A 24,023-nucleotide genomic window follows, 5' to 3' on the forward strand; every position below is an offset into this window, starting at 1 on the left:
CGAGAAGCTGCACGTCGCAGTCCTGATGGGCGGCTGGTCCGCCGAGCGGCCGGTCTCGCTGATGAGCGGCGCCGGCGTCGCCGATGCGCTCGAAAGCCTCGGTCACCGCGTTACCCGTATCGACATGGGCAAGGATGTCGCGGCGAGGCTCGCCGAGGCGAAGCCGGACGTCGTCTTCAACGCCCTTCACGGCACGCCCGGGGAAGACGGGACCGTCCAGGGCATGATGGACCTGATGGGTCTGAGATACACCCATTCGGGGCTCGTCACCTCGGTGATCGCGATCGACAAGGAGCTTACCAAGCAGCAACTGGTGCCGAACGGCATCCGCATGCCCGGCGGCCATATCGTCGAGAGCGAAAGCCTGTTCGAGGGCGATCCGATGCCGCGGCCCTACGTCGTCAAGCCGGTCAACGAGGGCTCGTCGGTCGGCGTCGCGATCGTCACCGACAGCGGCAATTACGGCCAGCCGATCGCGCGCACCACGCCGGGCCCCTGGGCCGATTTCGACCGGCTGCTCGCCGAGCCGTTCATCAAGGGCCGGGAACTCACCGTTGCCGTGCTCGGCGAGGAGGCGCTCGCCGTTACCGAGCTGCTTCCGAAAACCGGATTCTACGATTTCGACGCAAAATATACCGACGGCCTCACCCAGCATGTCTGCCCGGCCGAAATCCCGGACGGTGTCCGTGACGCCGCGCTGGCGATGGCGCTCGAGGCGCATCGCCTGCTCGGCTGCAAGGGCTGCTCCCGTTCCGATTTCCGCTGGGACGAGGAACAGGGCGAAGCGGGCCTCTATCTGCTGGAGGTCAACACCCAGCCCGGAATGACCCCGCTCAGCCTCGTGCCCGAGCAGGCGAAATATCGCGGCATGTCCTATCCAACGCTGGTTCAGCGGATCGTCGACGAAGCCCTGGGCGCAGGAGGAATCGAGTGACGGCCAAGATCGCCCGCGGCGGCGCCGCACCCCGTCCTCGCGCCAAGGCCAAGCCCGCGCCGCGCGGCAAGAACGGCCGCAAGGCCGCCGCGCCGACGCCGCTTTCGGAGGCGGTGCGCCGGGTCAGCTGGTACATCCTGATCGGCATGGTGGTCGCGATCGTCATCGCCTTGCTGATGGTGTTCCGCATTCCCCACGTGATCGGGACCAGCGTCGGCGAGGCGGTCGGCGAAGCCGGGTTCGCGATGAAGCGGGTGGAGATCAAGGGCGCCCAGAAGGTGCCGCAACTCCAGATCTACAATATCGCCTTCGATCAGCCGACCACCGCGATGCCGCTGATCGACGTCGAGGCGACCCGCCAGCGCCTGCTCGGCTTCGGCTGGGTGCGCGACGCGCGCGTCTCGCGCCGCTTCCCCGACACGCTGGTCGTCGACATCGTCGAGCGCAAGCCCGCCGCGATCTGGCAGCACAATCAGCGTCTCGCCCTGATCGACATGGAAGGCGTCGTGCTGGAGCCGGTGCGGATGGACGCGATGCCCGATCTGCCGCTGGTGATCGGCCCCGCTGCCAATCTCCACGCCTCCGAACTCGGCCGGCTCGTCGATGCCGCGCCGCGGCTCCAGCCGATGATGGCCGGCGCCTCGTGGATCGGCGGCCGCCGCTGGGATATCCGCTTCCAGTCCGGCGAAATCCTGGCGCTCCCGGAAGGGGAGGAGGCCGGCAAGCGGGCGCTCGCCAATTTCGCGCGCATGGATCAGGCGACGCAGCTGCTCGGCCGCGGCTTCGTCCGGTTCGACATGCGTGTGCCCGGCAAGTTCATCGTTCGCGTGTCCAACGAGCCGGGCAGCAGCGTGCCCTCGATCGCGCCCGAAACCCCGCCCAAGGATGCGCCTGCCGAAACGCCGGGGACACCCGGCATCGATCCGGCGCAGACCATCTGATGAAACGCCCCACGCCCACCCCCGGCCGCAGGCTGGTCACCGCCCTCGACGTCGGCTCGTCCAAGGTCTCCGCGCTCATCGCCGAGCCCGGCGAGGCCGGCGAGCTGCGCATCCTCGGCACCGGCCAGCGGCAGAGCCAGGGCGTGCGCCGCGGCTTCATCGCCGACATGGAGCGCACCGAGGTTGCGATCCGGGAAGCGGTCGAGCAGGCCGAGCGGATCGCCGCCACCAATATCGAGGACGTGTTCGTCGGCTTCTCCGCCGGAGGCCTCGTCAGCTCGGTGGCCTCCGTGGAGCTGCAGATCGGCGGCCGCCGCGTCGAGCCGCAGGACATCGATCAGTTGCTCGGCGTCGGCCGCCAGTCGATCGATGCCGAGGGGCGGATGATCCTCCATGCGCTGCCCGCGCTCTACACGCTGGATGGTCTGCAGGGGGTCAAGAAGCCGCTCGGCCTCCATGCCGATCGCCTCGCGGTCGACATCCACGTCATCGCCGCCGAACCATCGCCGGTCCGCAACCTCGATCTCTGCGTCCGCTCCGCCCATCTCGGCGTGCAGGCGATCGTCGCCTCGCCCGTCGCGGCCGGAAAGGCCTGCCTCAGCGAGGAGGAGCGCGAGCTCGGCGTCGCCCTGGTCGAGCTCGGTGCCGGTGTCACCAACGTCTCCGTCTTTGCCGGCGGAATGCTGGTTGGTTTGAAGTCGCTCGGCGTCGGGGGCATGGACATCACCGACGATATCGCCGCCGCGTTCGGCACCCGCCGGGTCGAGGCCGAGCGGATGAAATGCTTCTACGGCTCGGCAACGACCAGCCCACGCGACAATCACGACATGATCGAGCTGAAGCCGATCGCCGGATCGGAGGAGGGCACCGAAGCCTCGCGCATCACCCGTGCCCAGCTCAACTCGGTGATCCGGGCGCGGCTCGAGCATCTCACCAACGAGATTGCGGCGGCGCTTAAGGAACTCGGATTCGGCGGGCCGTTCGGCCGTCAGGTGGTGCTGACCGGCGGCGGCTCGGAGCTCAAGGGTATCGCCGATTACGCCCAAGGGGTACTCGGGCGCGCGGTCCGGATCGGCCGCCCGAACCTGCGCGGTCTGCCCGAAGCGCATTCCGGACCGGCCTTCACGACCCTCGTCGGGCTCGCCCAGTTCGCCGCCTCCGACGAACTCGATCTGCGTGCTGCGGTCTCGCCGGAGATGAATGTCCAGAAACAGAACAGCGGCGGTATCGTTCAGCGCTTGATTACTGCCTTCAGGAGCGGCTTTTGAGACTTGACGGCGCATTTCCACGACAAAAAGCGACTCGCAGCCGCTTTTTTGCTCGCACGCGAGAATCGCTTCGTGCAAAAGGAGTTAACAGTGTTTGCCCAGCTGAATTGTGCATAGGGGGAGAGAGCAAATGAGCATCGACTTCATTCGTCCCGAAGTGGATGAATTGCGGCCCCGGATCAGTGTGATCGGTGTCGGAGGCGCCGGCGGAAACGCCGTTGCCAACATGATCGCGAACGACGTCCAGGGCGTCGATTTCATCGTCGCGAACACGGACGCGCAGGCGCTCAACGCGTCGCCTGCCGATCACCGCATCCAGCTTGGTCTGCGCATCACGCAGGGCCTCGGCGCCGGTTCGCGGCCCGAGATCGGCAAGGCTGCCGCCGAAGAGGCGATCCAGGAGATCGAGGAAGCGCTCGAAGGCGCGCATATGTGCTTCATCGCGGCCGGCATGGGCGGCGGCACCGGCACCGGCGCTGCGCCGGTGATCGCCAAGGTCGCGCGCGACAAGGGCGTGCTGACCGTGGGCGTGGTCACCAAGCCGTTCAGCTTCGAAGGCAATCGCCGCGGCCGCTCGGCCGAGGCCGGGATCAACGAGCTCCAGCAGCATGTCGACACGCTGATCGTCATCCCCAACCAGAATCTGTTCCGCATCGCCAATCCGAACACGACCTTCAAGGAAGCGTTCGCGATGGCCGACGAAGTGCTCCAGCAGGGCGTCCGCGGGATCACCGACCTGATGGTCATGCCGGGCCTGATCAATCTCGACTTCGCCGACGTTCGCTCCGTGATGGGCGAGATGGGCAAGGCGATGATGGGCACCGGCGAGGCGTCGGGCGACAACCGTGCGATCGAGGCCGCGGAAAAGGCGATCGCCAATCCGCTGCTCGACGGCGTGTCGATGCGCGGCGCGCGCGGCGTGATCATCTCGATCACCGGCGGCGAGGACATGCGCCTGATGGAAGTCGACGAAGCGGCCAGCCACATCAAGGAACTGGTCGATCCGGACGCCAACATCATCTGGGGATCGGCGTTCAACACCGAGCTCGACGGCAAGATCCGTGTCTCGGTGGTCGCCACCGGAATAGAGGCAGAAGCCGTGACTCAGGCCCCGCCCCAGCCGGCCAAGGTCTTCGCCTTCCCGGGCGCGAGCCGCGCATCGGAAGCCAAGGCCGGCCAGGCCCCGGCGCCCGAGGCCCAGGCTGCGCCGGCCGCCGAAGCTGCCGCCGAGACCCAGGCCCAGGCGTCGTCGGTACCCGAGCTCGATCTCGGTGCCGCGCAGGCTGACGAGCTCAGTCTCGACACGCCGGCGCCCGATGGCGGCGACGAACTGCTGCTCGACAGCGGCGCGATGATCGACGGCGAAGATGGCGGCCAGAGCTTCATCGACGAGAATGTCGCGAGCGGCCCGGAAAGCCGCGCGCCGAGCGGTTCACGCAGCTGGATCACGGGCGAGGAGCCGCAGAATGCGACGCCGCGTCCGGCCCGCGGGAACACCGGCGGCGGAACCTTGTTCGAGCGGATGTCGAACATCGCGCGCGGTGCCGACAAGGCCCAGGTCGAGGAAGAGCCCGCGCCGCGCCTGCGCCGCGACCCGCTCGATATTCCCCGCTTCCTTGGGCGGCAGAATAACCAGTAAGCCGGCGCCCCGTCTGGGAAAAGGCAGGGAATCGGAACGACTTATCGGCGCCGCAGGCTTCGGCTTGCGGCGCCTTTTCCTGTAAGTCGAAAAAGTTCCACCGCTTCGTCGTTTTCGTCACCCGGCTCGACGCAGCGCGATTGCGCCGACGCGGGCAGTCGGTTTTAACCGCGGCATGACGAAATCGAAGACGATCCGCGCCCGGTTCGGCCTTGCCTTCCTGGGAGCGGGCGCGATGTTCGCCGCCGCCCCGGGATGGGCTCAGATCGGCGCCGGCATGCAGGAAAGCCCTGCCGTCGCGTTGTCGCGCAACCTGAACAGTCTCGCCGCCAATCCGCGCAGCCTCGCGCCGCTGATGGGCGCCGGCCGCGCCGCGCTCGAGCTCGGCGATGCCCAGGCTGCGCTGACCTTCTTCGGACGCGCCGAGGAGATTGCGCCGCAGGACGGCCGGATCAAGATGTGGATCGGCGCTGCGCTGACTCATTTGCAGCAGCCTCAGGGCGCCCACAAATTCTTCGCCCAGGCACAGGCCCTTGGCGTGCCGGAAGCCGATCTTGCCGGGGAGCGCGGTCTTGCCTTCGACATCGGCGGCGATCCCCGCAGCGCCCAGCGCGATTACCGCCTCGCCCTCCAGGGCAAGCGCGATCCTGAGATCACACGCCGCCTTGCTCTGTCGCTCGCGATCAGCGGCGAGCGTGATCCCGCGCTGCGCCTGCTCGACGAACAGCTCCGCCTGCGCGATCACGATGCCGAACGCACCCGCATCTTCATTCTCGCGCTGACCGGGGATGCCAACAACGCGGTCAGCGCCATTCAGGCTTCGATGCCCGGCGGCCGCGGCAGCGCGATGGCGCCCTTCCTCCAGCGCCTCGCCATCCTCAACCCCGCCGAGCGCGCCGCCGCCGTGCATCTCGGCATTTTCCCGCAATCGGGACGCAGCGCCGGACCCGTTCCCAACGTGTATGCGGCCCGTAATCCGACCCCGGCGCCGAACAATTATGCGGCCGCCAATCCGGTCCAGGCCGGCGCGCCGGATACGCGCCAGCCCAGCCTTGGTCCGGTCGTCACCACACGGCGCGAAGACAAGGTCCAGACGGCCAGCGTCGCACCGCCACGGCTGAGCGCGCCGGCGCCGACCACCGCGGCGCGGCCGCGCCAGGAGCGGCCGAGCTGGTCGTTTACTGCCCGCAACCTCGCGCAGATGCCGGCACCGAAGCCGGCGAGCAGCGTGCCGCAACGCAGCGCCCCGCTTTCCGGCGACCTCGCCCCAGCCGTTCGCATCGCGTCCAATGCGCCCCAATCGGCTGCGCCCCAATCGGCTGCGCCCCAGTCGGCTGCGCCTCAGGCTGTTGCGCCGGCCGCCGCACCGCCTTCGACGTTCGCGGCGACCACGCCGCAGCCGCGCGGGCCCATGCCCAGTCAATTTGCCGCCGCGCTGCCCCCGAGCCCTCAGATTGGGGTTGCGGCCCAGCCCGTACCGACCCCGTTTGCGTCCGCGCTCCCCTCCAGCGTACCGTCCGCAACGCAGCCTGTTCCGTCGAATCCGGTCGCGGTGCAGCCGATGCTCTCGACGGGCGCACCGTCTCCGCACGGCGCGCAGCGGCCCGTCCAGGCGCCGGCTTCGCAGCCCGGATCAACGCAGATCGCCTCGTCTAGCGTTCAGCCGCCGCTTTCGTCGAGCACCGTGACGGCCCCGGCATCACAGCCCCCGATCCAGACAGCCGCGCGCGACGCGGCGCCGACGCCCGGCTTCTCGATCCTTCAGCCGGCCGCGTCGAGGCCGATGGAACTCGCTTCGGTCGCGATTCCGCAGACATCTCCCCAGCCATCTTCAATGTCTGCGCAGCAGGCTGCGCCGGATCCCGCGCCCTCGGAGGAGGCGATTTCCCGCTCCTCCCGCCTTGCCGACGTTGCCGCGACGATCGCCTCTTTGCCCAATCTGCCGTCGCCGGTCACCGAAGCGCCGAAGGCGTCTGCGCCGAAGCCTTCGCCCAAGGCGGCCGCGCCTGCCCCAAAGGCCGAGAAGCTCGCCTCGCTCACCAAGCCTGCCGCATTGAAGGACGACAAGGCCGGCAAGGCTCCGGCTGACAAGGCTCCGGCCGGAAAGGCTCCGGCAGCCAAGAGCGCCGCGGCCAAGAAGGGCGCTGAGCCGGCCGTCAAAAAGCCTGCGGCCGAGCCGGCGCGGGTCTGGGTGCAGGTCGCCGGCGGCGCCAACAAGACCACGCTGCCCAAGGAATATGATCGGCTGAAGGCCAAGGCGCCGAAGCTGCTCGCCACCCGCAGCGCATGGACGGCGCCGCTCAAAGCCACTAACCGCCTCCTCGTCGGACCCTTCAAGACCGAAAAGGAAGCGCAGGCATTCGTGAACGAGCTCTCCAAATCGAAGCTGAGCGGCTTCGCGTGGAGCAGCGCAGTGGGCGAGAAGGTCGAGAAGCTCTCGGCCAAGTGACCCCGCTTGCAGCTTGCGCCGCCGACCCCGCGGGGACGCGGGGCCGGCTCTACGGCGATTCCAGGGGCGGCACGCGCGGACCGCGCGACGCTTTCCAGCGCGATCGCGATCGGATCATCCACTCGGTCCCGTTCCGCCGGCTTCGTCACAAGACCCAGGTCTTCATCGCGCCCGACGGCGATCATTTCCGGGTCCGGCTGACCCACAGCCTCGAAGTCGCGCAGATCGGCCGCGTCATCGCACGTTCGCTGGGGCTCAATGAGGATCTTACCGAGGCCTTGTGCCTCGCCCATGATATCGGGCACCCCCCGTTCGGCCATTCGGGGGAGGACGCGCTGGAGGAGGCGCTTGCGGACGCCGGCGGCTTCGATCACAATGCCAACACCATCCGGGTGCTGACCACGCTCGAGACTCCTTACCCGCTCCACCCGGGACTCAATCTCACCTGGGAAACGCTGGAAGGGCTCGCCAAGCATAATGGCCCGGTCGCGCGCGCGAGCTGGGCCCTGGCGGACGCCAATGCCCGTTTCCCGCTCGATCTCACGACCTGGCCAAGCCTCGAGGCACAGATCGCGGCGATCGCCGACGACATCGCCTACGACAATCACGACATTGACGACGGCCTGCGCTCCGGCCTGTTCAGCCTCGAACAATTGCTGACGGTGCCGTTCGTCGCCCGCGCCTGGGATGCGGTGCGCGCCCGCTATCCGGGCATGCCCGAAGCACGGCTGCACGCCGAACTGGTGCGCGATCAGATCGGGCTGATGGTCAACGACGTGCTCGCCGAAACCCAGCGCCGCGTCGCCGCGGCGGGGGTGGAGAGCGTCGACGATGTTCGGGCCGCCGGCATCGCCCTGGCCGGTTTCTCCGCGGAGCTCGCCGCCGAAGAGCGGCAGCTCAAGACTTTCCTCTACGCCCACATGTACAATGCCCCGCAGGTCGCCGCGGTGCGCGTCGAGGCGCAGAAGATCGTTGCCGGATTGGCGGGCGCCTATGCCGCCGATCCCTCGCTGCTCCCGCCAGACTGGCGCCCAGCCGACGGCGATCCCGTCGCCACCCTGCGCGCCGTCGGCGATTTCATCGCCGGCATGACCGATCGCTACGCCATCCGCCAATATCGCGAATTGATCGGCCCGATCGCCCTTCCGGAGGGCTTTTAGGTGGGCTTGTGGTCAGACTGCGCCGCCTGACGCATCGAAGATCGCAGCAACTGGTTGATCGACTTGCGATGTGATAACATCTCCTGAGTCGCAGCGCCTGCGACGATGGGAGACATGCCATGACCGTCTCGTTTCGACTGCTTTCGCTGACTGCCGGCTTTCTCGGCGTCGCTCTGCCGATCGTGCTGCTGGGAAAGGTGACCGCGCCGCCCGAGGAGAAGGCGCCGGCAGCGGTCGTGTTGCCGAGTCTGGCATATGCGCCGGCCGTATCCGTGCCAGCAATGAGCGTGCGTCAGGGTGGTGCTCAGGACGTCCGCCACTTCCGCATGATCGCTGCCGAGATCGGCCTGCCCCGCCCGGACTCGCTGACCGCAGAGGGGCTCTTCGGAGAACATGATCTGACGATACCCGCCACCCGTCCGTGCGGGCAGCTCTTCTGCCTCGTCGCCGAGGCGATGCCGGCCGATTTTCCGAGCCGTTCCGGCGATCTCCTTTTCGCCGGTCTGGGTTTCGCCTCCAACGTCCCTGCAGAAACCTGGCGCCGGGAGCCGCTCAACCTCGTCGCTGTCGTGGACAAATCCGGTTCGATGGAGGGCGAACCGCTGGAACTCGTCCGCAAGAGCCTGCGCCAGATCGTCGGGCAGATGAGGACCGGGGACCGGCTCTCGATCGTGCTCTACGGCGATCGATCGCATGTATATCTCCCGTCCGCCGACGTCGGCAGCCGTCGCGAGGCGATTCTCACAGCGATCGATCGGATCGAGAGCTCGGGGTCGACCAACATGGAGGAGGGGCTGCGCGTCGGCTACGACACTGCGTTCGCGACGCGCGGAGACTTTGCTGGCGACACCCGGCTGATGCTCTTCACCGACGAGCAGCCGAACGTCGGCGCGACGGATGCGGACAGCTTCATCGGCATGGCGGAGGCGGCGTCGAGGCGTGGCGTCGGGCTCACCACGATCGGCGTCGGAGTTCAGTTCGACGCAGCGCTCGCGACCAAGGTGTCGAGCGTCCGCGGCGGCAATCTGTTCTTCGTCTCGAATGCCGAAGAGGTACGTTCGGTGTTTGTCGAGCAGCTCGATACGATGGTGAGCGAGCTCGCCCACGACGTCCGCATCACCGTGGTCCCGCGCACGGGCTATCGACTCACCGGCGGGTTCGGCGTGCCCGGCGGGCTGATGAACGAGGCACAAGATGGTGCGGTGACGATCACCGTCCCGACGGCCTTCTTCAGCACCAAAGGCGGCGGGATCTTCGTCACGCTGGGCCGATCCGCCGACCGCGCCCATCTGCCCGCCGCACGCCTCACGCCCGGCCTGTCTCTGGCCGATGTCGATTTACGCTACGTCTCCGCACGCACCGGCAGGTCAGGCGGCGACCGCATCTCGGTCGCAAACCCCCAAGTGCGGCCGAGCGCGCCGCTTCGCCTCGCGCACCTGCTCGTCGACGAATATTCGGTGCTGCACGACGCCTCCGTCGCCTTTCACATCTCCGGCAAGCCGAGGCAGGCCCATCTCCTCCTTGCCGCCCTGGCCGATCGGATCGACGCAAGCCGGCTTCCGGGCCTCGCTCCGGAACGAAAGCTGGTTGGCGAGATGCTTGCGCACGCGGCGTTCGCCTCCGGCTACGGCGGCGAGCAGCCGTCCCGGCGCAAACGCGCGCAACAGACGGCCGCACGCTAAGCTTCTTGCTCCGGCTGGCGTGCAGGCGTGTTCGGACGTACCCTGTCGACACGGCGGCAAGGCATGCCGGAGCCATGGAGGCGTTACGATTCCGACCCACATCCCAGGATCATTGCGATGCGCGTCGCGCTGATCGGTGCCACGGGGCTGGTTGGTGCGGCGCTGGGCGAATGTCTCGCCGCGACAGGCGATGACCTCCACCGACTGCAGCGGCGCGAGGGTGGCGGGGCAGGTCAGGTGCATGTCGCCGATCCCGGCGCATGGCCCGAGATCGTCTCGCGATTGCGTCCGGACGCGGCGATCTCCACTCTCGGCACGACGTTGAAGGTCGCCGGCTCCCGGGCCGCGTTTCACGCTGTCGACTTCGACATGGTCGTCGATTTCGCGCGCGCCGCGCGCGCGGCCGGTGCCACGCGGATGATCGCGGTCTCCTCGGTCGGCGCCGACGCGGGCGCATGCGCTTTCTACCTGCGCACCAAAGGCGAGATGGAGGCGGCGCTCACCGCGCTCGGCTTCGAGCGGCTCGACATTCTCCGGCCCGGCCTGCTGCGTGGGGACCGAAGGGGCGACCATCGGACCGGCGAGCGGATCGGCGCGATGCTGAGCCCGCTCCTGAACCTCCTCCTCCAGGGGTCGCTCGATCGCTTCCGCGCCATTGACGCGGAGGTGGTCGCCCAGGCGATCGCGAAGCTGCTGGCGCTTCAGGGCTCGGGCGCCCATATCCACCACAATCGCAAGATCCGGCGTCTCGCTGCCGCCTGAGCCCGCGCCTTCAAATCCGCACCCGCATCGTCTACAGCCGCGCACTCTTTGCCGTTGGAACTTGCCAGTGACCCTCTACGCCCGCTTTGCCGCGCATCTCGACGCGATCCTCGATGCTCTCGAAGCCGAAGGGCAGCTGCCCGGCGGCCTCGATCGCAAGGCCGTCGCGGTGGAGCCGCCGCGGGATGCGTCCCATGGCGATCTCGCCACCAACGCGGCGATGGTTCTCGCCAAGCGCGCCGGCACCAATCCGCGCGCGCTCGCCGGACTGATCGCGCCCAAGCTCGAGGCGCTCGACGAGGTCTCCGGCGTCGAAGTGGCAGGGCCCGGCTTCATCAACATCCGCCTCGTGCCCGAGATCTGGCAGGAAGAATTGCGCACAATCCTTTCCGAGGGCGAGGATTACGGCCGCTCGCAGCTCGGCGCCGGCACCCGGGTCAATGTCGAATATGTTTCGGCCAACCCGACCGGGCCGATGCACATGGGCCATTGCCGCGGCGCCGTCGTCGGCGACGCGCTCGCCAGCCTGCTCGAACATGCCGGCTATGCCGTCACCCGCGAATATTATGTCAACGATGCCGGCGGGCAGGTCGACGTGCTCGCCCGCTCGGCATGGCTGCGCTACCGCGAGGCACTCGGCGAGACGATCGAGATTCCGGAAGGCCTCTATCCCGGCGATTATTTGGTTCCGGTCGGACAGGCGTTCGCGGCCGAGTTCGGCGATCGCTACGTTGCGGCGCCGGAAGAGGAATGGCTGGCGCTGTTCCGCACGCGGACGGTGGCGGCGATGCTCGACATGATCCGCGCCGATCTCGCCCTGCTCGGAATCCATCACGACGTCTTCGCCTCCGAAGCCGAAGTGCAGGGATCGGGGGCGGCCGACCGCGTGCTCGAGACGCTGCGCGAGAAGGGCCTCATCTATCAGGGCGTGCTCGAAGCGCCGAAGGGCGAGACTTCCGAGGATTGGGAGCCGGTCGAGCTCACCCTGTTCCGCTCGACCCGGTTCGGCGACGATCAGGATCGGCCGATGAAGAAGTCGAGCGGCAGCTGGACCTATTTCGGGGCCGATGCCGCTTATCACCTGCAGAAGGCCGATGCCGCCGATCAGCTGATCAACATCTGGGGCGCCGACCATGCCGGCACGGTCAAGCGCGTCCAGGCGGCGGTGACCGCGCTCACCGACGGCCGCGTCGATCTCGACGTGAAGCTGGTCCAGATGGTGCGGCTGTTCCGCGCCGGCGAGCCGATCAAGATGTCGAAGCGGGCGGGCAATTTCGTGACCCTCGCCGACGTCGTGCGCGAAGTCGGCAAGGACGTGGTGCGCTTCATGATGCTCACCCGCCGCGCCGATGCGCCGCTCGATTTCGATTTCGCCAAGGTGGTCGAGGCGTCGAAGGACAATCCGGTCTTCTACGTCCAATATGCCCATGCGCGGGTGCGCTCGCTGCATCGCCGCGCGGCCGAAGCCGGCGTCGATCTCACCGGCACGCCCGATCTGTCGTTGCTGGACGACGAGGAACTGGCGCTGGTCAAGCTCGCCGCGCAATTCCCGCGGGTGGTCGAAAGCGCGGCGCAGGCGCACGAGCCGCACCGCATCGCTTTCTACCTTTCGGATCTCGCCGCCGCGCTGCACGCCCAGTGGAACAAGGGTAACGACGATCCGGCAAAGCGTTTCCTCTTGGTACAGAACGAAAAGCTCACCCGCGCCCGTCTGGAACTCGCCTCGGCGATCGGGCAGATTGTGCGCAACGGCCTTGCGATCATGGGTGTCGCCGCGGCCGAGGAGATGCAGTGATGACCGATGTCCGGGCCGGTGATGCGACGCCTTTCGAGGAAGACCGGCTTCCCTGGCTGGAAGCGGTCGAGGATGACGATCGCGGCGACGGTCCGTCGGCGCTCAAGATGATTGTCGGCGTGCTGATCGCCCTCGTTGGTATCGGCGCGATCGTCGGCGGGATCTTCTGGATGAATGGCCGCAATGCTCCGGCGAGCGGCGAGATCGAGCTGATCAAGGCACCGGAGGGGGCCTACAAGGTTCGCCCGGACGATCCCGGCGGGATGGCGGTCGAAGGGGAGGGGGACACCGCCTTCGCCGCGAGCGCCGGCCAGGATCCCAAGAGCAACATCAACACCGATGCCGTGCCGGAAAGCCCGGTCGGTTCGGGCGCACAGCCGCAGCCGAAAGCGTCGGGCGATGCCGGCCTGATCTCCGCACCGCCGCCGACCAACGTCCCGTCGACGAATGCGCCGGCCACGACCGGTACCCCGCCCGCTGCCGCCCCGGCGGGCCCCGGCGGCACGATCCAGCTCGGCGCCTTTTCGTCGCAAGCCAATGCGACCAGCGCGTGGAAGGCGCTGTCGGGCCGCTTCACCTATCTGGCGCCGCTCAGCCACAACGTGGTTCCGGTCTCGGCCGGCGGCAAGACCCTCTACCGTCTCCGCGCCAGCGGGCCCGGCGCGGCGAACATCTGCGGCCGGCTGCGCGTGGCCGGCGAGACCTGCGTGAATCTCTGACGTGCAGGCGGCGATCTACGGCCTTTCCGGCGAGCAGCTGACCGGCGACGAGCGGAGCTTCTTCCGCGACTGCGATCCGGTCGGCTACATATTGTTCAAGCGCAACATCGCGGATCGTGCGCAGCTGCTGGCGCTCACCGACGATCTGCGGTCGCTGCACGGCCGCGACGATCTGCCGATCCTGATCGATCAGGAAGGCGGCCGGGTCGCCCGCATGCGGCCGCCGGAATGGCCCGCTTTTCCGCCCGGGCAAGTGTTCGCCGAACTCTATGCGAAGGCGCCGATGACCGCGATCGAAGCGGTGCGCGCCAACTCCCAAGCGATCGCCGCCTTGCTGCGCGAGGTCGGGATCAACGTCGACGCTCTGCCGCTCCTCGATGTCCGGCGCGAGGGCGCGCACGACATCATCGGCGATCGCGCGCTCGGCAGCGAACCGATGCAGGTCGCGGCGCTCGGCCGCGCGGTGATCGACGGACTTCGCGCCGGCGGCGTCGTCGGCATCGTCAAGCACATCCCCGGCCACGGCCGCTCGATGTGCGACAGCCATGTCGAGCTGCCGGTCGTCGATGCCGCCGACGATGAGCTCGAGGTCGACATCGAGCCGTTCCGGACGCTCAGCGGCGCGCCGATGGGGATGACCGCCCATGTCGTCTACACGGCGTGGGACAGGGAACGGCCCGGCAGCCTGTCGCCGGTGGTGATCGGCGACATCATCCGCCGGCGGATCGGCTTCGACGGCCTGCTCATGTCCGACGATCTCGGCATGCATGCCTTGTCCGGCGATTTCGGCGCCCGTGCCGCCGGAGCGCTCGCCGCCGGCTGCGATCTTGCGCTCCATTGCTCCGGGGACATGGCCGAGATGGTCGCGATCGCCGGCGCGATCGGCGACATGCCGGAATTGTCGCGGCAGCGGCTGGACCGGGCAATGGCGACCATCGCCGGATTCACGGGCGGCGCCGATTATGCGAGCCTGGCGGAACGGCGGGACCAGCTGCTCGCTTCCGCCTGATCGAAAGGAACGTGGCATGCGAACGGCAGGGTGGCCGGGAAGGCAGATCCTCGCCGCCTTTCTGATCGCGTGCTTGCTGGGAATGCCCGCCTCCGCCCAGGAGCCGGCACCCGCCGATTGCGCCGCCGTCGCGGCCGAGCGCGACACGCTTCGCATCGAGCATGACTCGGTGAAGCAGGACATCGCCGACATCGCCACCGGCCGCTACGGCAAGCGCAAGAAGAAGCGGGTTTCGGGCGGGCAAGTTGCAAGCCGGACCGCCGGCACCGCCGCGAGCCTCCTCCTGCCGTTCCCATTCGGCCTCGCCGTGGGCGCCGCCGGTGCCGCCGCCACCGGCAAGAAGAAGGGCAAGGCGCCGGCAGAGCCGGAACCCGACGTCGACGCGATGATCGCGCGGCAGCAGGCGCTGGAGACGCGCCTTGCCGAACTCGCCGCCCTGGACTGTCCCTGACTCGACCCGCGGACTCGGGTCGTCCGCGCCCGGAAACGTATCGTCGCGGACCCCGCAACAGGCACGCGAGTGCAACGTTCATGGGCCAGGACTGAGAGAGACGGGTCCTGCAAACGGCGTCCCGGCGCGGGTCTTTCCTCCCCCCGCCGGGACGCCACTTCCGTTCAGCCGCCGACGCTCCTCACAACGCGCTCGACATATCCTTGAGCAGGGTTCGACCGACTTTCCGCGGTGCGCTAATCGCGGCCTCGATGAGAGCAATGCCCACCGCGCAATGCTCCGCAGCGGTTCCGCGCCGTTCGAGCGCGGCATCGAACCTTGGCGCGCCGAGCTTCGAGAGTGCCCGTGCGTCGGCAACGACACTGCCGGGGATGCGGTAGGTTCCGGTACGCCTCGGCGGAGCATTGCTGAGAGGACGAAGGAGAACCTCACGCACCAGTGCACGGCGCTCCTCCTCGATCTCGGGCGGAAAAACCTGGCCGGGCAAAGTGCCTTCCAGGAAGGCGTCACATTTGGCCGCATCCTCCTGCTGGAAGGTGCGCGCCCGATCCACTCGGAATTGCCAGAAACGGCGATGGATATCGTACTCACCTCCGCGAAGGCCGGCGCCCAAAGCATCGTTCAGCGTCTCGCGTACCGATCGTTCGAGATCCCAGGTGCGACGGTCACCGGCCCGCAGCGCGGTCCAACGCTGGACCAGAAGATCATGAAGCGGCTTGTTCCTCGTCTTCATCGCGCCGAGGGTGAGCTCGGGGCCCGCATAGTCGCTGAGCAGCGGAGGAAGGTCGTGCTCGGACGAGACGAGTCTGGTTCGTTCAAGGTCGAGAGCGGGCGCTTCCTTCAACTCGGACGGCTTGTCGGGATTAGTCAGCATCGCAGCTACGACCAGGATCATCCAGCCGAAGCCAACGAACCGGGCCACGCGGCTGTAGCCCGGGCGAAGCAGCGCCCAGGCGAACAAGTAGGGCATCAGGAAAATGCACAGGGCGATCAGCCAATCGCCCCGTCGCTCGACCGGCCAGAGACCGCGCTTCCAGATCCGGTCCTTCTCCCACTCCCGGAGTTTGCGGGCGAAGCCGTTCCCGGCGCCCTCCGCAACGAAGCGATCGCTCCAGAACTGGATGCTTTGCTGGTCCAGGGTCGCCAGCATGGTCGGATGCAGCGTCTGAAAGTAGGACAGGAGATATTCTACGCGGACGCTTTGGCGCCGGACCTGTCGTTCGCCGAGCTGCGTCGGCGGGGGAGCGCGCAATGCGTGCAGAATGGTCGCATATTCCGGAGATCCGGCGATCAGCCCCGCTTCGAAAATCGAATCCTCGCGCCGCTGGAGGATCCAGTCGATGATCGGCGGCCGCGAGATCTGGTTGCCGTCCTGTCCCCACCCGAAATGCGCGGCTGCGGGGTCGATCATCGGGTCGGAGAGTGGCGTTCCCCGCACGATCGTGTCGGCGAGGAAACCTTCCACCCATTGGGCGATGTCGATCCGTTCGAGCGCGGGATCGGCGAGGATTTCCGTCACGATCTGCTGAAGCTCGATCGGATCCGGACGAACATCGGGATCGAACAGCAGGCTTTCGATGCGCTGGAACGGTGCGGCCAGCAGCACCGGCTCGGGTGGAGCCTCCTCCGAAGTGTCAGGTGCGGCAGCAGGCTGCACCTCGGCGTCGGCGGCGGGTTCCAGATTCGGGTCCGCGTCCGGGGCCTCCCCATTGCCGACGCCCATGGCGGCCTCGGCGTCGGTGCGCGCGCCTGTCACGGCGAATTGCCGGTCGGGGTCTTGGGAAAGCGCCCGATCCCGCGCCGTGCGCAGGCGGATGAACGCGTCGGGATCCGCTTCGGGATCGATCGTCTTCAGCCGGCGTGCATAGGCCTTGCGGATCTCGCGATGGTCCGCGGTCGGCGCCAGACCGAGTTCGGTCCAATCCTCGCCGGTCACAGGAAGCGTTCCCCCTCGAGCGCATCCAGCTGCCGCTCGATCTCGTCCCGCGCCTCCTTGATCTGCTTGGGATCCTGCTTCTGGAGCACGCCTTCGAAGCCGATGATCATCTGGCCGATATGGTCGCGGCGTTCGCCGAGAAAGGCCTCGTAGCAACGCTCGGCCCGCGCGAGCGTCGCAGCGTTGGCCGCATCTTCCCGGGGATGGACTTTGAGTGCCGCGAGCACTTCGCGCCGCGCTGCAATCGCGGCGTCGTCCGGCGCGTCCGCATCGTCGCAGATGACGAGCTGCTTGCTCGCGCCCGTCTCGGGAATGGTAAGGTCGACCTCCAGCAGTCCGCTCACATCGTAGGAGAAGCGGCAGTCGATCCGCACGGTGCCCGCCGGGCGGGGCGGCACCGGGATGCTGAGCTGGCCGAGCTTCACATTCGCGTCGACCTGACGCGCCTCGCCCTGATAGACACCGAATTCCACGACCGGCTGGTTGTCCCGAACCGTCGAGAAGACGTGGACGCGGCTCGCCGGGATCACCGTGTTGCGCTCGATGATCGGGCAGAAGACACCGCTGTGCATCCGCCCGAGGCGATCGAACTCGACCGTATCGACGCCCAGGGTGAAGGGGCAGACGTCGGTGAGCCGGATCTCTTCGAGCGCGGAATCCCGGGCCTTGAGGCCTGCCTGGACGGCAGCGCCCATCGCCACCGCATGATCCGGATCGATCGACGCATTCGGGAAGCGCCCGAACATCCGCGTCACCGCCCGCCGGACGATCGGCATCCGGGTTGCGCCGCCGACGAGGATGACCTCGCTCAACTGCTCGGTGCGGATGCCGCTGTCGCGCATCGATCGAAGCACTGGTTCGCGCAGTCGCGCGATCAGTCCGGCGGCGGCCTCCGCGAACGCGTCGGCACGCACGTCTCGTCTGATCTCCCGACCTTTCCAGACCAGCGAGAAGGGCGCCGTGTCGGCCTCGGTCAGCCCGCGACGGGTGCGCTCGGCCGCCGCCCGCATGATCTCGCGCAATTCGCTGTTGCTGAGCGGAAGTGCATCCACACCCTTGAGCTGGCCGCGGACCAGCTCAACCATCACGTCGTTGAAATCCTCGCCGCCGAGCCGGTTGTCGCCCGCGGAGGCGCGCACCTCGATGATTCCGTCGAAGATCTCGACGATCGACACGTCGAACGTGCCGCCGCCGAGATCGAAGACCAGGAACGGCTCCTTGTCCTCGCGCTGGTGGATGCCGTGAGCGAGGGCGGCCGCCGTCGGCTCGTTGAGCAGCCGCTCGACCCTGAGGCCGGCAAGCTCGCCCGCGCGCCGGGTCGCCTTGCGCTGGCGATCGTTGAAATAAGCGGGGACGGTGATCACCGCGCTCTCGACCGGCTCTCCCAGATAGGCTTCGGCATCCGCCTTGAGGCTGCGCAGCACCAGCGCCGAAAGCTCCTCGGCCGAGAAGCGGGTCCGGCCGAGCATCACCGGCTTTTGCGCGCCCATCAGCCGCTTGAACGCCGTCGCGGTGAGCGCAGGATGAGTCGACTGGCGATCGCGCGCGGCGACGCCGACCAGGATCGTCCCGTCCTCCGTCATGCTGACCGCGGACGGCGTCAGCACGTCCCCCAGGCTATTGGGAATCAACGATGCGGCGCCGTCGCGCCAAATGGCCACGGCCGAATTGGTCGTGCCAAGATCGATACCGACAATCACGATCTTCTCCCCCAGGTCCGGGGAGCTTAGCCGCGACTCCTTCGCCGCGAAAAGAGGGGACGCAGCGTTCGTCCGCGATGTCCCGATTCGGGCATCGCGGCCGGCGTTGCTCCTCCCGCGTCGGCTGGAGCGGTGAACTTTTCACGACTTCGCGGCAAAGCGTGATGAAGGCCGATTAACCGCCCCGGCGCGATCGTCCCGAAAGCTGACAACGGACCTTCGGCGTGCGCTGCAACATTTGCGGAAAATGCCTCGAGAGCCATTGACCGGCCTCGCCCGACTGTCGCGTGATAACAGGTATTTAACCGTCTAAACACCTGTTTTCCCTGCATCTGGTCGCGGTCGCGCGGCTCGGGACAGGGGCTGGGGAGGGAGCATGGTTAACGATACCTTGCTGCAACAGTCGGGGAACTAACGTGTCGGGAGCCCTGTCACGCAATTGTCCAACGCTGTCGGATAGGGTTACAAGCGTGTAAACCAATTCCCTGGGGGCAAACGATGAATCAGTATTTCAGCCTGAAGCCGGCCGGCGATGCCGTCCCGCTGCCGGGCGGCCCCAACGAAGGGCTTGAGCAGCCCAAGCTTACGCCCAAGAGTCTCTCGCCCGGCTCGCGCCTGTTCGACCTCGGCCAGCTCGATGTTCGTTGGGACGGGGAGTCGGAAACGCTCTGGACGTGGATGACACCGGTCGACCGGCCCAATTTCAATCCGGCGATGCTTCGCGACTTCCAGCGTTGGCAGACCGAGATTCAGCGAGAGTTCGCCGGAGCCAATCCGGGGATCAAATATCTTGTGCTCGGCTCGCGTTTTCCGGGCGTGTTCAATCTCGGTGGCGATCTCGATCTCTTCGGTGGCTTCATTAGCCGCGGCGATCGTGCCGGACTTGTCAAATATGGCCGCGATTGCGTTGCGATTCTGCACAACAACATGCGGGCGCTCGATCTGCCGCTGGTTTCGATTGCGCTGGTCCAGGGCGATGCTCTCGGCGGCGGCTTTGAGGCGATGTTGTCGTTCAACGTCATCGTGGCCGAAAAGGGCGCCAAGTTCGGCCTGCCGGAGATCGCCTTCGGACTGTTCCCGGGCATGGGCGCGCATTGCCTGCTGGCCCGAAAGCTCGGCCTCGCAAGGGCGGAGCAGATGATGCTCTCCAACCGGCTCTACACCGCCGAGGAGATGTACGAGCTCGGCCTCGTCCACGTGCTCGCCGATCCCGGTTGCGGCGAGGAGGCCGTCCGGGCCTATATCGCCAGGAACGGCCGCAAGCAGAGCGGTCACCGCGGCATCTATCAGGCATCTGCCCTGGTCGACCCGATCACCCTCGACGAATTGCAGTCGGTGGTCGATGTCTGGGCCGACGCCGCTTTGTGCCTCACCCCGACCGACCTCAAGATGATGAAGCGCCTCGTCGGCGCCCAATCCCGCCTCGCCACCGTGTGATCGGGTTGGGACGTGGGAATTGCTCCCCGTCCCAACCCGCACCAGCCCCCGTTCGGGCTGAGGCTCTCCGAGCGAAGTCGTGGGGCCTGTCGAAGCCCTCGCATTCTTCTCCACGCCCCACCGTCATACCGGCGCAGGCCGGTATCCCGTCGAAGGCTCGCGCCGGTGCGTATGGCATGCACCGGTACGCTTCCGTCCTGAGATACCAGCCTGCGCCGGTATGACGGGAAGCGAGAGTGAAGGCCGGGGCGGCCGGGACGGCAAAGATCGCATAAATCCACGCACCCGTTCGGTCTGAGCCCGTCGAAACCTGCTCTTTGCTTCTCTGCCGCAGGTCAGGGGAGCTTCGACGCCCGCCCTTCAGGCGATCCGAAGCAACGCCTCGTTCGGCGACGACAGATCCTCGCGCAGCCAGGTCTGGCCCTGCGCCTGGGCGGTCAGCCGGCGCAGGATCGCGTCGCCGGGGGCCGGGCGGCCGATATAGAAGCCCTGGGCGGCGGTGCAGCGCGCACCCATCACATAGCCCAATTGAGTCTCGGTCTCGATTCCTTCGGCGACGATCTCCATGTCGAGCTCGTCGGCAAGGCCGACCAGCGCGTTGATGATCGCCCGCGCCTCCTTCGATCGGGTGACGTCGGCGATGAAGCTGGTGTCGATCTTGATCTTGTCGAAACGATAGCGCTTCAGATAGGCAAGCGACGAATAGCCGGTCCCGAAATCGTCGATCGACAGCTTGAGGCCGATCTTCTGGAATTCGCGGATCACCGAATTCGCCTGGACATTGTCCTCCAGCAGCACGCTCTCGGTGACTTCCAGCTCCAGTCGCTCCGCGGGAAGTCCGGTCGTGTACAGCGCCGACAGGATCATGTGCGACAGGTGGATGTCCTTGAGCAAGGCCGGGGACATGTTGACGGCGACGCTGACGTCGCCGGGCCATTGCGCGGCGGCCTCGCAGGCCTGGGCGAGCACCCAGTGGCTGATCGGCGTGATCAGGCCGGTGCTCTCGGCGATCGGGATGAACTTGGCCGGGCTGATCGGGCCGAGCTCCGGATGAGTCCAGCGCAGCAACGCTTCGCAGCAGGTGACCTTGCCGGATTTGAGGTTGATGATCGGCTGATAATGGACTTCCAGCTCCTCACGCTCGATCGCGCCGCGCAACGCCGCCTCGAGGTTGCGCAGCTCCATGAACTGGTGCTCCATCGATTCCTCGAACAGGTAGAAATCGTTCCGGCCGTTCTCCTTGGCATGATAGAGCGCCATGTCGGCATGCTGGAGCAGGACGTCGGCGTCGGTGCCGTGGTCCGGGCCGATCGCGCCGCCGACGGATCCGGTCACCTGCAGCGAAACGCCGTCGATGCTCATCGGCACCGACAGGCTGCGCATCACTTCCTTGGCCAGATCCTGCACGAACCGGGTCGATCGACCGCGGGCGAGCATGACGAATTCGTCGCCGCCGAAGCGGGCGACGGCGCCGCGCCCTTCCGCGATGGACGAAAGGTGCCGCGCCATCGTGCACAGCACCCGGTCGCCGGTCGGATGCCCGAGCGAATCGTTGATGTCCTTGAACTTGTCGAGGTCGACCCACAGAACTGCGAGCTTGTCGCCCGTGGCGATCGCGTCCGCGAGCTCGATCTCGAGCCGCTCCTGGAAGGCACCGCGATTCTCGAGGCCGGTCATGGTGTCGAACCGCGCCAGCCGCTCGAACCGCGCGGTCAGGCGCTTCTGCTCCTGGGTCGCGGTCATCGCCTTCAGCACCGCGGAATAGGTTTGCAGGGTGATGTCGATCATGCCGATCATGAACACGACGATGACGATGCCAAGCACGATCCGCAGCGGGTCGCCGCATGCGAACAGGCCGATGGCGAGGGGCCCGGAAGCGAGGGTGAGCTGACCGATGGCGATCGCCGGCCGGCCGGCATTGCGCCCGCAGATACCCGCCGCATAGCCGCTGGTGGTCACCGCCGCGAGCAGGTGGTGGAGTGCGTCGTCCGATCGCATCAGGGTGGTGAACGCCATGATGCCGAGCAGCAGCGCATAGGCGAAGGCGCCGAACTCGTAGACGACCTCGGATCGGGCGCTCTGCGCCGCACCGTCGGTCTGCTTCGGGTGCAGGAACACGGTGTGGATCATGCGCAGCGCGCCGGTCAGCGGCACGGCCACGGCGATGGCGCGAAGCCACGGGTCGCCCGTGTCGAACGCGATCGCCGCCGCAACCGCGGCCCCGCCGACGGCGCCGGTGCCGAGCGATGTCGACGAGGTGTACAGAGTGTCCACCAGCGCGCGACGAACCTCGTTTGCGACCGTCCGATCGATCTTCCCGATCTCGCGCAGCTTGCCGATCATTCCCGTCAAAAAAGCCTCCCGGTAAGGCGCTTCTGCCAAAAAGGTGTTTAATCCTTATTAAGGCTGCACCCCGCGTGGGAACGGAAAGCATTTGTGAAGCTTTGGCTGGCATGCGTAACGCCATGTCCCAGTTCACCCATCGCCTGATCGCCCGCGAATCCGCCCGCGTCGAGCTCGTCCTCACCTCCTGCACCGGTGCCCCCTGGCATCTCAGCGTCTCGCGCGGCGTCGAGCGCTTCATCGGCCGCTACCCGCGCATCGACGGCCTCGTCGCCGAAGGCGCCCTCCTCCAATTCCGTACCGCCGTCCCCCAGGGCTGACCTTCCGCGCGATCCCGGAGGGGCGCGGCGCCCGGGAGCTGCACGGAAAAGCCGGTGATTGCCGGCGTGGCTATTGTAAATGATCGAACGGACACGGAAACCCGAGCGCCGCCCGGCGTTGGGCGGCCATGATCCTTACCCCCACGCCCCCGATCCGCGCCGCCCTTTTCGATGTCGACGGCACGCTCGTCGACACCAACGATCTCCACGCCGCCGCCTGGCAGGAAGCCTTTCGCCACTTCGGCCAGGAAATCAGCCTCGAGGTCATCCGCGAGCAGATCGGCAAGGGCGGCGACAATCTGATCCCGACGCTGCTCGGCGACGTCTCCGACGATCGGCGGGAGTCGATCGAGGAATTCCGCGGCACCCTGTTCATGCAGCGCTATCTTGCCCGGGCGGTGCCGTTCCCGGGCGTGCGCGATCTGTTCGAACGCCTCGTCGCCGACGACGTGAAGATCGTCCTCGCCTCGTCGGCGGGTGGTGAGGAAGTCGCCCATCACCTCAGCCTGATCGGCTGCGAAGACCTGGTCTTCGCCACGACGAGCCGCGACGATGCGGAAAGCTCCAAGCCCTGTCCCGACATCTTTGCCGCCGCGCTCGGCAAGATCGCGCCGCTCGGCGCCGATCAGGCGGTGGTGATCGGCGACACGCCCTGGGACGCGATCGCGGCAGCCGGCGCCGGGGTGCGGATGATCGGCGTTCGCTCCGGCGGCTTCTCCGACGAATCGCTGACCGAGGCGGGCGCGTTCGCCCTGTTCGACGGCCCACGCGATCTGCTCGCCCGCTACGCCGACGGCCCGTTCGCCGCCTCTGCGTCCTCCTCTGTCCGTGCAGGTGCCGATGTCGACGCTTGAGGCCGCCGCCGAGCAGATCCTCGAGGCCGATGCACGTACCGTCGCGGCGGTCGAGCCGGTCAAGGATCATCCCCTATTCGAGCGGCTCGCCGATCTCGGCGATCAGCCGCAGCTGCGCATCCTCTGCGGCGGCGTGATCGCGCTCGGCGTCTTCCAGCGCGATCGCCGCCTCGTTCTCGCCGGAACCCGCATGCTCGCCGCGCATACGCTCGCCACCTGGGCCAAGGATTTCGTCAAGCACCGCATCGACCGCACCCGCCCGCGCTCGCTCGGCGATCCCGAAACCGATCACCGCCTCGCTCCCGGCCGCAGCCACGAGAAAGAGGAATCCAGCTTCCCTTCCGGCCACGCCGCCGGTGCCAGTGCCGTCGCCCGCGCGTTCGCGAGAGACTATCCCGAACACAAGGGCGCCGCCGCCGTCGCCGGCACGATCCTGTCGCTCGCCCAGATCCCCCGCTGCGCCCATTATCCGAGCGACGTCGGGGCCGGGGTGGCCATCGGCCTGGCGGCGGAAGCGCTGGTGGAAGGCGCGGTCAAGTTCGGCGGGCATGTACTCTCCTCCGACGCCCTCAAGAAAACGCCCCATCCCGGCTAGGAAGGGCAGGGGTTGGCCGCACCGCTGCC

The 24,023-nt window shown here is 67.5% G+C and carries 19 protein-coding genes; 16 read left to right on the forward strand and 3 right to left on the reverse strand.

Translation table 11 applies throughout. The features are described from left to right. Positions 1-25: 25 nt before the first annotated feature. The 12 genes from C7I55_RS18205 (at position 26) to C7I55_RS18260 (ending at position 14,809) form a co-directional block, all read left to right on the forward strand. Entirely contained in the window at positions 26-934 is a 909-nt protein-coding gene (locus tag C7I55_RS18205) for a D-alanine--D-alanine ligase (protein ID WP_233222309.1), read from the forward strand. Continuing rightward, positions 931-1,875: a cell division protein FtsQ/DivIB gene (locus tag C7I55_RS18210; protein WP_233222283.1), complete on the forward strand. Its 945-nt coding sequence runs from the start codon at positions 931-933 to the stop codon at positions 1,873-1,875. Before C7I55_RS18205 ends, C7I55_RS18210 begins: the two co-directional genes overlap by 4 nt. Then, positions 1,875-3,143: a cell division protein FtsA gene (gene ftsA / locus C7I55_RS18215; RefSeq protein WP_106514450.1), complete on the forward strand. Its 1,269-nt coding sequence runs from the start codon at positions 1,875-1,877 to the stop codon at positions 3,141-3,143. The genes C7I55_RS18210 and ftsA overlap by 1 nt, the downstream gene beginning before the upstream one ends. Before the next feature lie 130 nt (positions 3,144-3,273). Then, positions 3,274-4,782: a cell division protein FtsZ gene (ftsZ, locus tag C7I55_RS18220; RefSeq protein ID WP_106514451.1), complete on the forward strand. Its 1,509-nt coding sequence runs from the start codon at positions 3,274-3,276 to the stop codon at positions 4,780-4,782. Positions 4,783-4,957: 175 nt separating this feature from the next. After that, positions 4,958-7,231, forward strand: coding sequence for an SPOR domain-containing protein (locus C7I55_RS18225; RefSeq protein WP_106514452.1), 2,274 nt, complete (start codon positions 4,958-4,960; stop codon positions 7,229-7,231). Then, positions 7,228-8,391 carry a deoxyguanosinetriphosphate triphosphohydrolase gene (locus C7I55_RS18230; protein ID WP_106514453.1) on the forward strand — a complete coding sequence of 388 codons (1,164 nt, stop codon included), beginning with the start codon at positions 7,228-7,230 and terminating at the stop codon, positions 8,389-8,391. Before C7I55_RS18225 ends, C7I55_RS18230 begins: the two co-directional genes overlap by 4 nt. Before the next feature lie 119 nt (positions 8,392-8,510). Continuing rightward, positions 8,511-10,073 (forward strand): vWA domain-containing protein, encoded by a 1,563-nt coding sequence (locus tag C7I55_RS18235; RefSeq protein ID WP_106514454.1) that lies wholly within the window; start codon positions 8,511-8,513, stop codon positions 10,071-10,073. Positions 10,074-10,190: 117 nt separating this feature from the next. Then, the gene (locus C7I55_RS18240; RefSeq protein ID WP_106514455.1) at positions 10,191-10,835 is read left to right on the forward strand and encodes an NAD-dependent epimerase/dehydratase family protein; all 645 of its coding nucleotides are present in this window, start codon (positions 10,191-10,193) and stop codon (positions 10,833-10,835) included. 67 nt (positions 10,836-10,902) lie between these two features. Then, the gene (gene argS, locus C7I55_RS18245) at positions 10,903-12,630 is read left to right on the forward strand and encodes an arginine--tRNA ligase (protein ID WP_106514456.1); all 1,728 of its coding nucleotides are present in this window, start codon (positions 10,903-10,905) and stop codon (positions 12,628-12,630) included. Further along, positions 12,630-13,349 carry an SPOR domain-containing protein gene (locus tag C7I55_RS18250; RefSeq protein ID WP_106514457.1) on the forward strand — a complete coding sequence of 240 codons (720 nt, stop codon included), beginning with the start codon at positions 12,630-12,632 and terminating at the stop codon, positions 13,347-13,349. Before argS ends, C7I55_RS18250 begins: the two co-directional genes overlap by 1 nt. Position 13,350: 1 nt before the next feature. Continuing rightward, on the forward strand, positions 13,351-14,358 hold the full coding sequence (nagZ, locus tag C7I55_RS18255; RefSeq protein ID WP_106514458.1) for a beta-N-acetylhexosaminidase: 1,008 nt from the start codon (positions 13,351-13,353) through the stop codon (positions 14,356-14,358). A 16-nt stretch (positions 14,359-14,374) separates the two neighbouring features. Further along, a complete protein-coding gene (locus tag C7I55_RS18260) occupies positions 14,375-14,809 on the forward strand; it encodes a hypothetical protein (RefSeq protein WP_106514459.1) in 435 nt (144 codons plus the stop codon). 181 nt (positions 14,810-14,990) lie between these two features. Here the strand turns inward: C7I55_RS18260 and C7I55_RS18265 are convergent, their stop codons facing one another. Both C7I55_RS18265 and C7I55_RS18270 read right to left on the reverse strand, forming a co-directional pair. Beyond that, positions 14,991-16,745 (reverse strand): J domain-containing protein, encoded by a 1,755-nt coding sequence (locus C7I55_RS18265; RefSeq protein ID WP_106514460.1) that lies wholly within the window; start codon positions 16,743-16,745, stop codon positions 14,991-14,993. After that, positions 16,742-18,445 carry an Hsp70 family protein gene (locus tag C7I55_RS18270; protein ID WP_106514461.1) on the reverse strand — a complete coding sequence of 568 codons (1,704 nt, stop codon included), beginning with the start codon at positions 18,443-18,445 and terminating at the stop codon, positions 16,742-16,744. The genes C7I55_RS18265 and C7I55_RS18270 overlap by 4 nt, the downstream gene beginning before the upstream one ends. A gap of 498 nt (positions 18,446-18,943) precedes the next feature. On the opposite strand from C7I55_RS18270, the gene C7I55_RS18275 reads away from it, so the two are divergent. Then, positions 18,944-19,882, forward strand: coding sequence for a crotonase/enoyl-CoA hydratase family protein (locus C7I55_RS18275; RefSeq protein WP_106514462.1), 939 nt, complete (start codon positions 18,944-18,946; stop codon positions 19,880-19,882). Between the two features lie 360 nt (positions 19,883-20,242). Here C7I55_RS18275 and C7I55_RS18280 read toward each other — a convergent pair whose 3' ends face one another. After that, the gene (locus tag C7I55_RS18280) at positions 20,243-22,225 is read right to left on the reverse strand and encodes a putative bifunctional diguanylate cyclase/phosphodiesterase (RefSeq protein WP_106514463.1); all 1,983 of its coding nucleotides are present in this window, start codon (positions 22,223-22,225) and stop codon (positions 20,243-20,245) included. A 110-nt stretch (positions 22,226-22,335) separates the two neighbouring features. Here C7I55_RS18280 and C7I55_RS18285 point away from each other — a divergent pair, with 110 nt between their 5' ends. The 3 genes from C7I55_RS18285 to C7I55_RS18295 all read left to right on the forward strand — a co-directional run bounded on the left by C7I55_RS18285 (position 22,336) and on the right by C7I55_RS18295 (position 23,994). Further along, positions 22,336-22,545: a hypothetical protein gene (locus C7I55_RS18285; protein ID WP_233222284.1), complete on the forward strand. Its 210-nt coding sequence runs from the start codon at positions 22,336-22,338 to the stop codon at positions 22,543-22,545. A 128-nt stretch (positions 22,546-22,673) separates the two neighbouring features. Continuing rightward, complete coding sequence (locus C7I55_RS18290; RefSeq protein ID WP_199192903.1) at positions 22,674-23,399, forward strand: HAD family hydrolase; 726 nt, start codon at positions 22,674-22,676, stop codon at positions 23,397-23,399. After that, on the forward strand, positions 23,386-23,994 hold the full coding sequence (locus tag C7I55_RS18295) for a phosphatase PAP2 family protein (RefSeq protein WP_106514464.1): 609 nt from the start codon (positions 23,386-23,388) through the stop codon (positions 23,992-23,994). Before C7I55_RS18290 ends, C7I55_RS18295 begins: the two co-directional genes overlap by 14 nt. The last annotated feature ends 29 nt before the right edge of the window (positions 23,995-24,023 follow it).

Source organism: Allosphingosinicella deserti, from assembly GCF_003012735.1.
GTDB lineage: Bacteria > Pseudomonadota > Alphaproteobacteria > Sphingomonadales > Sphingomonadaceae > Allosphingosinicella > Allosphingosinicella deserti.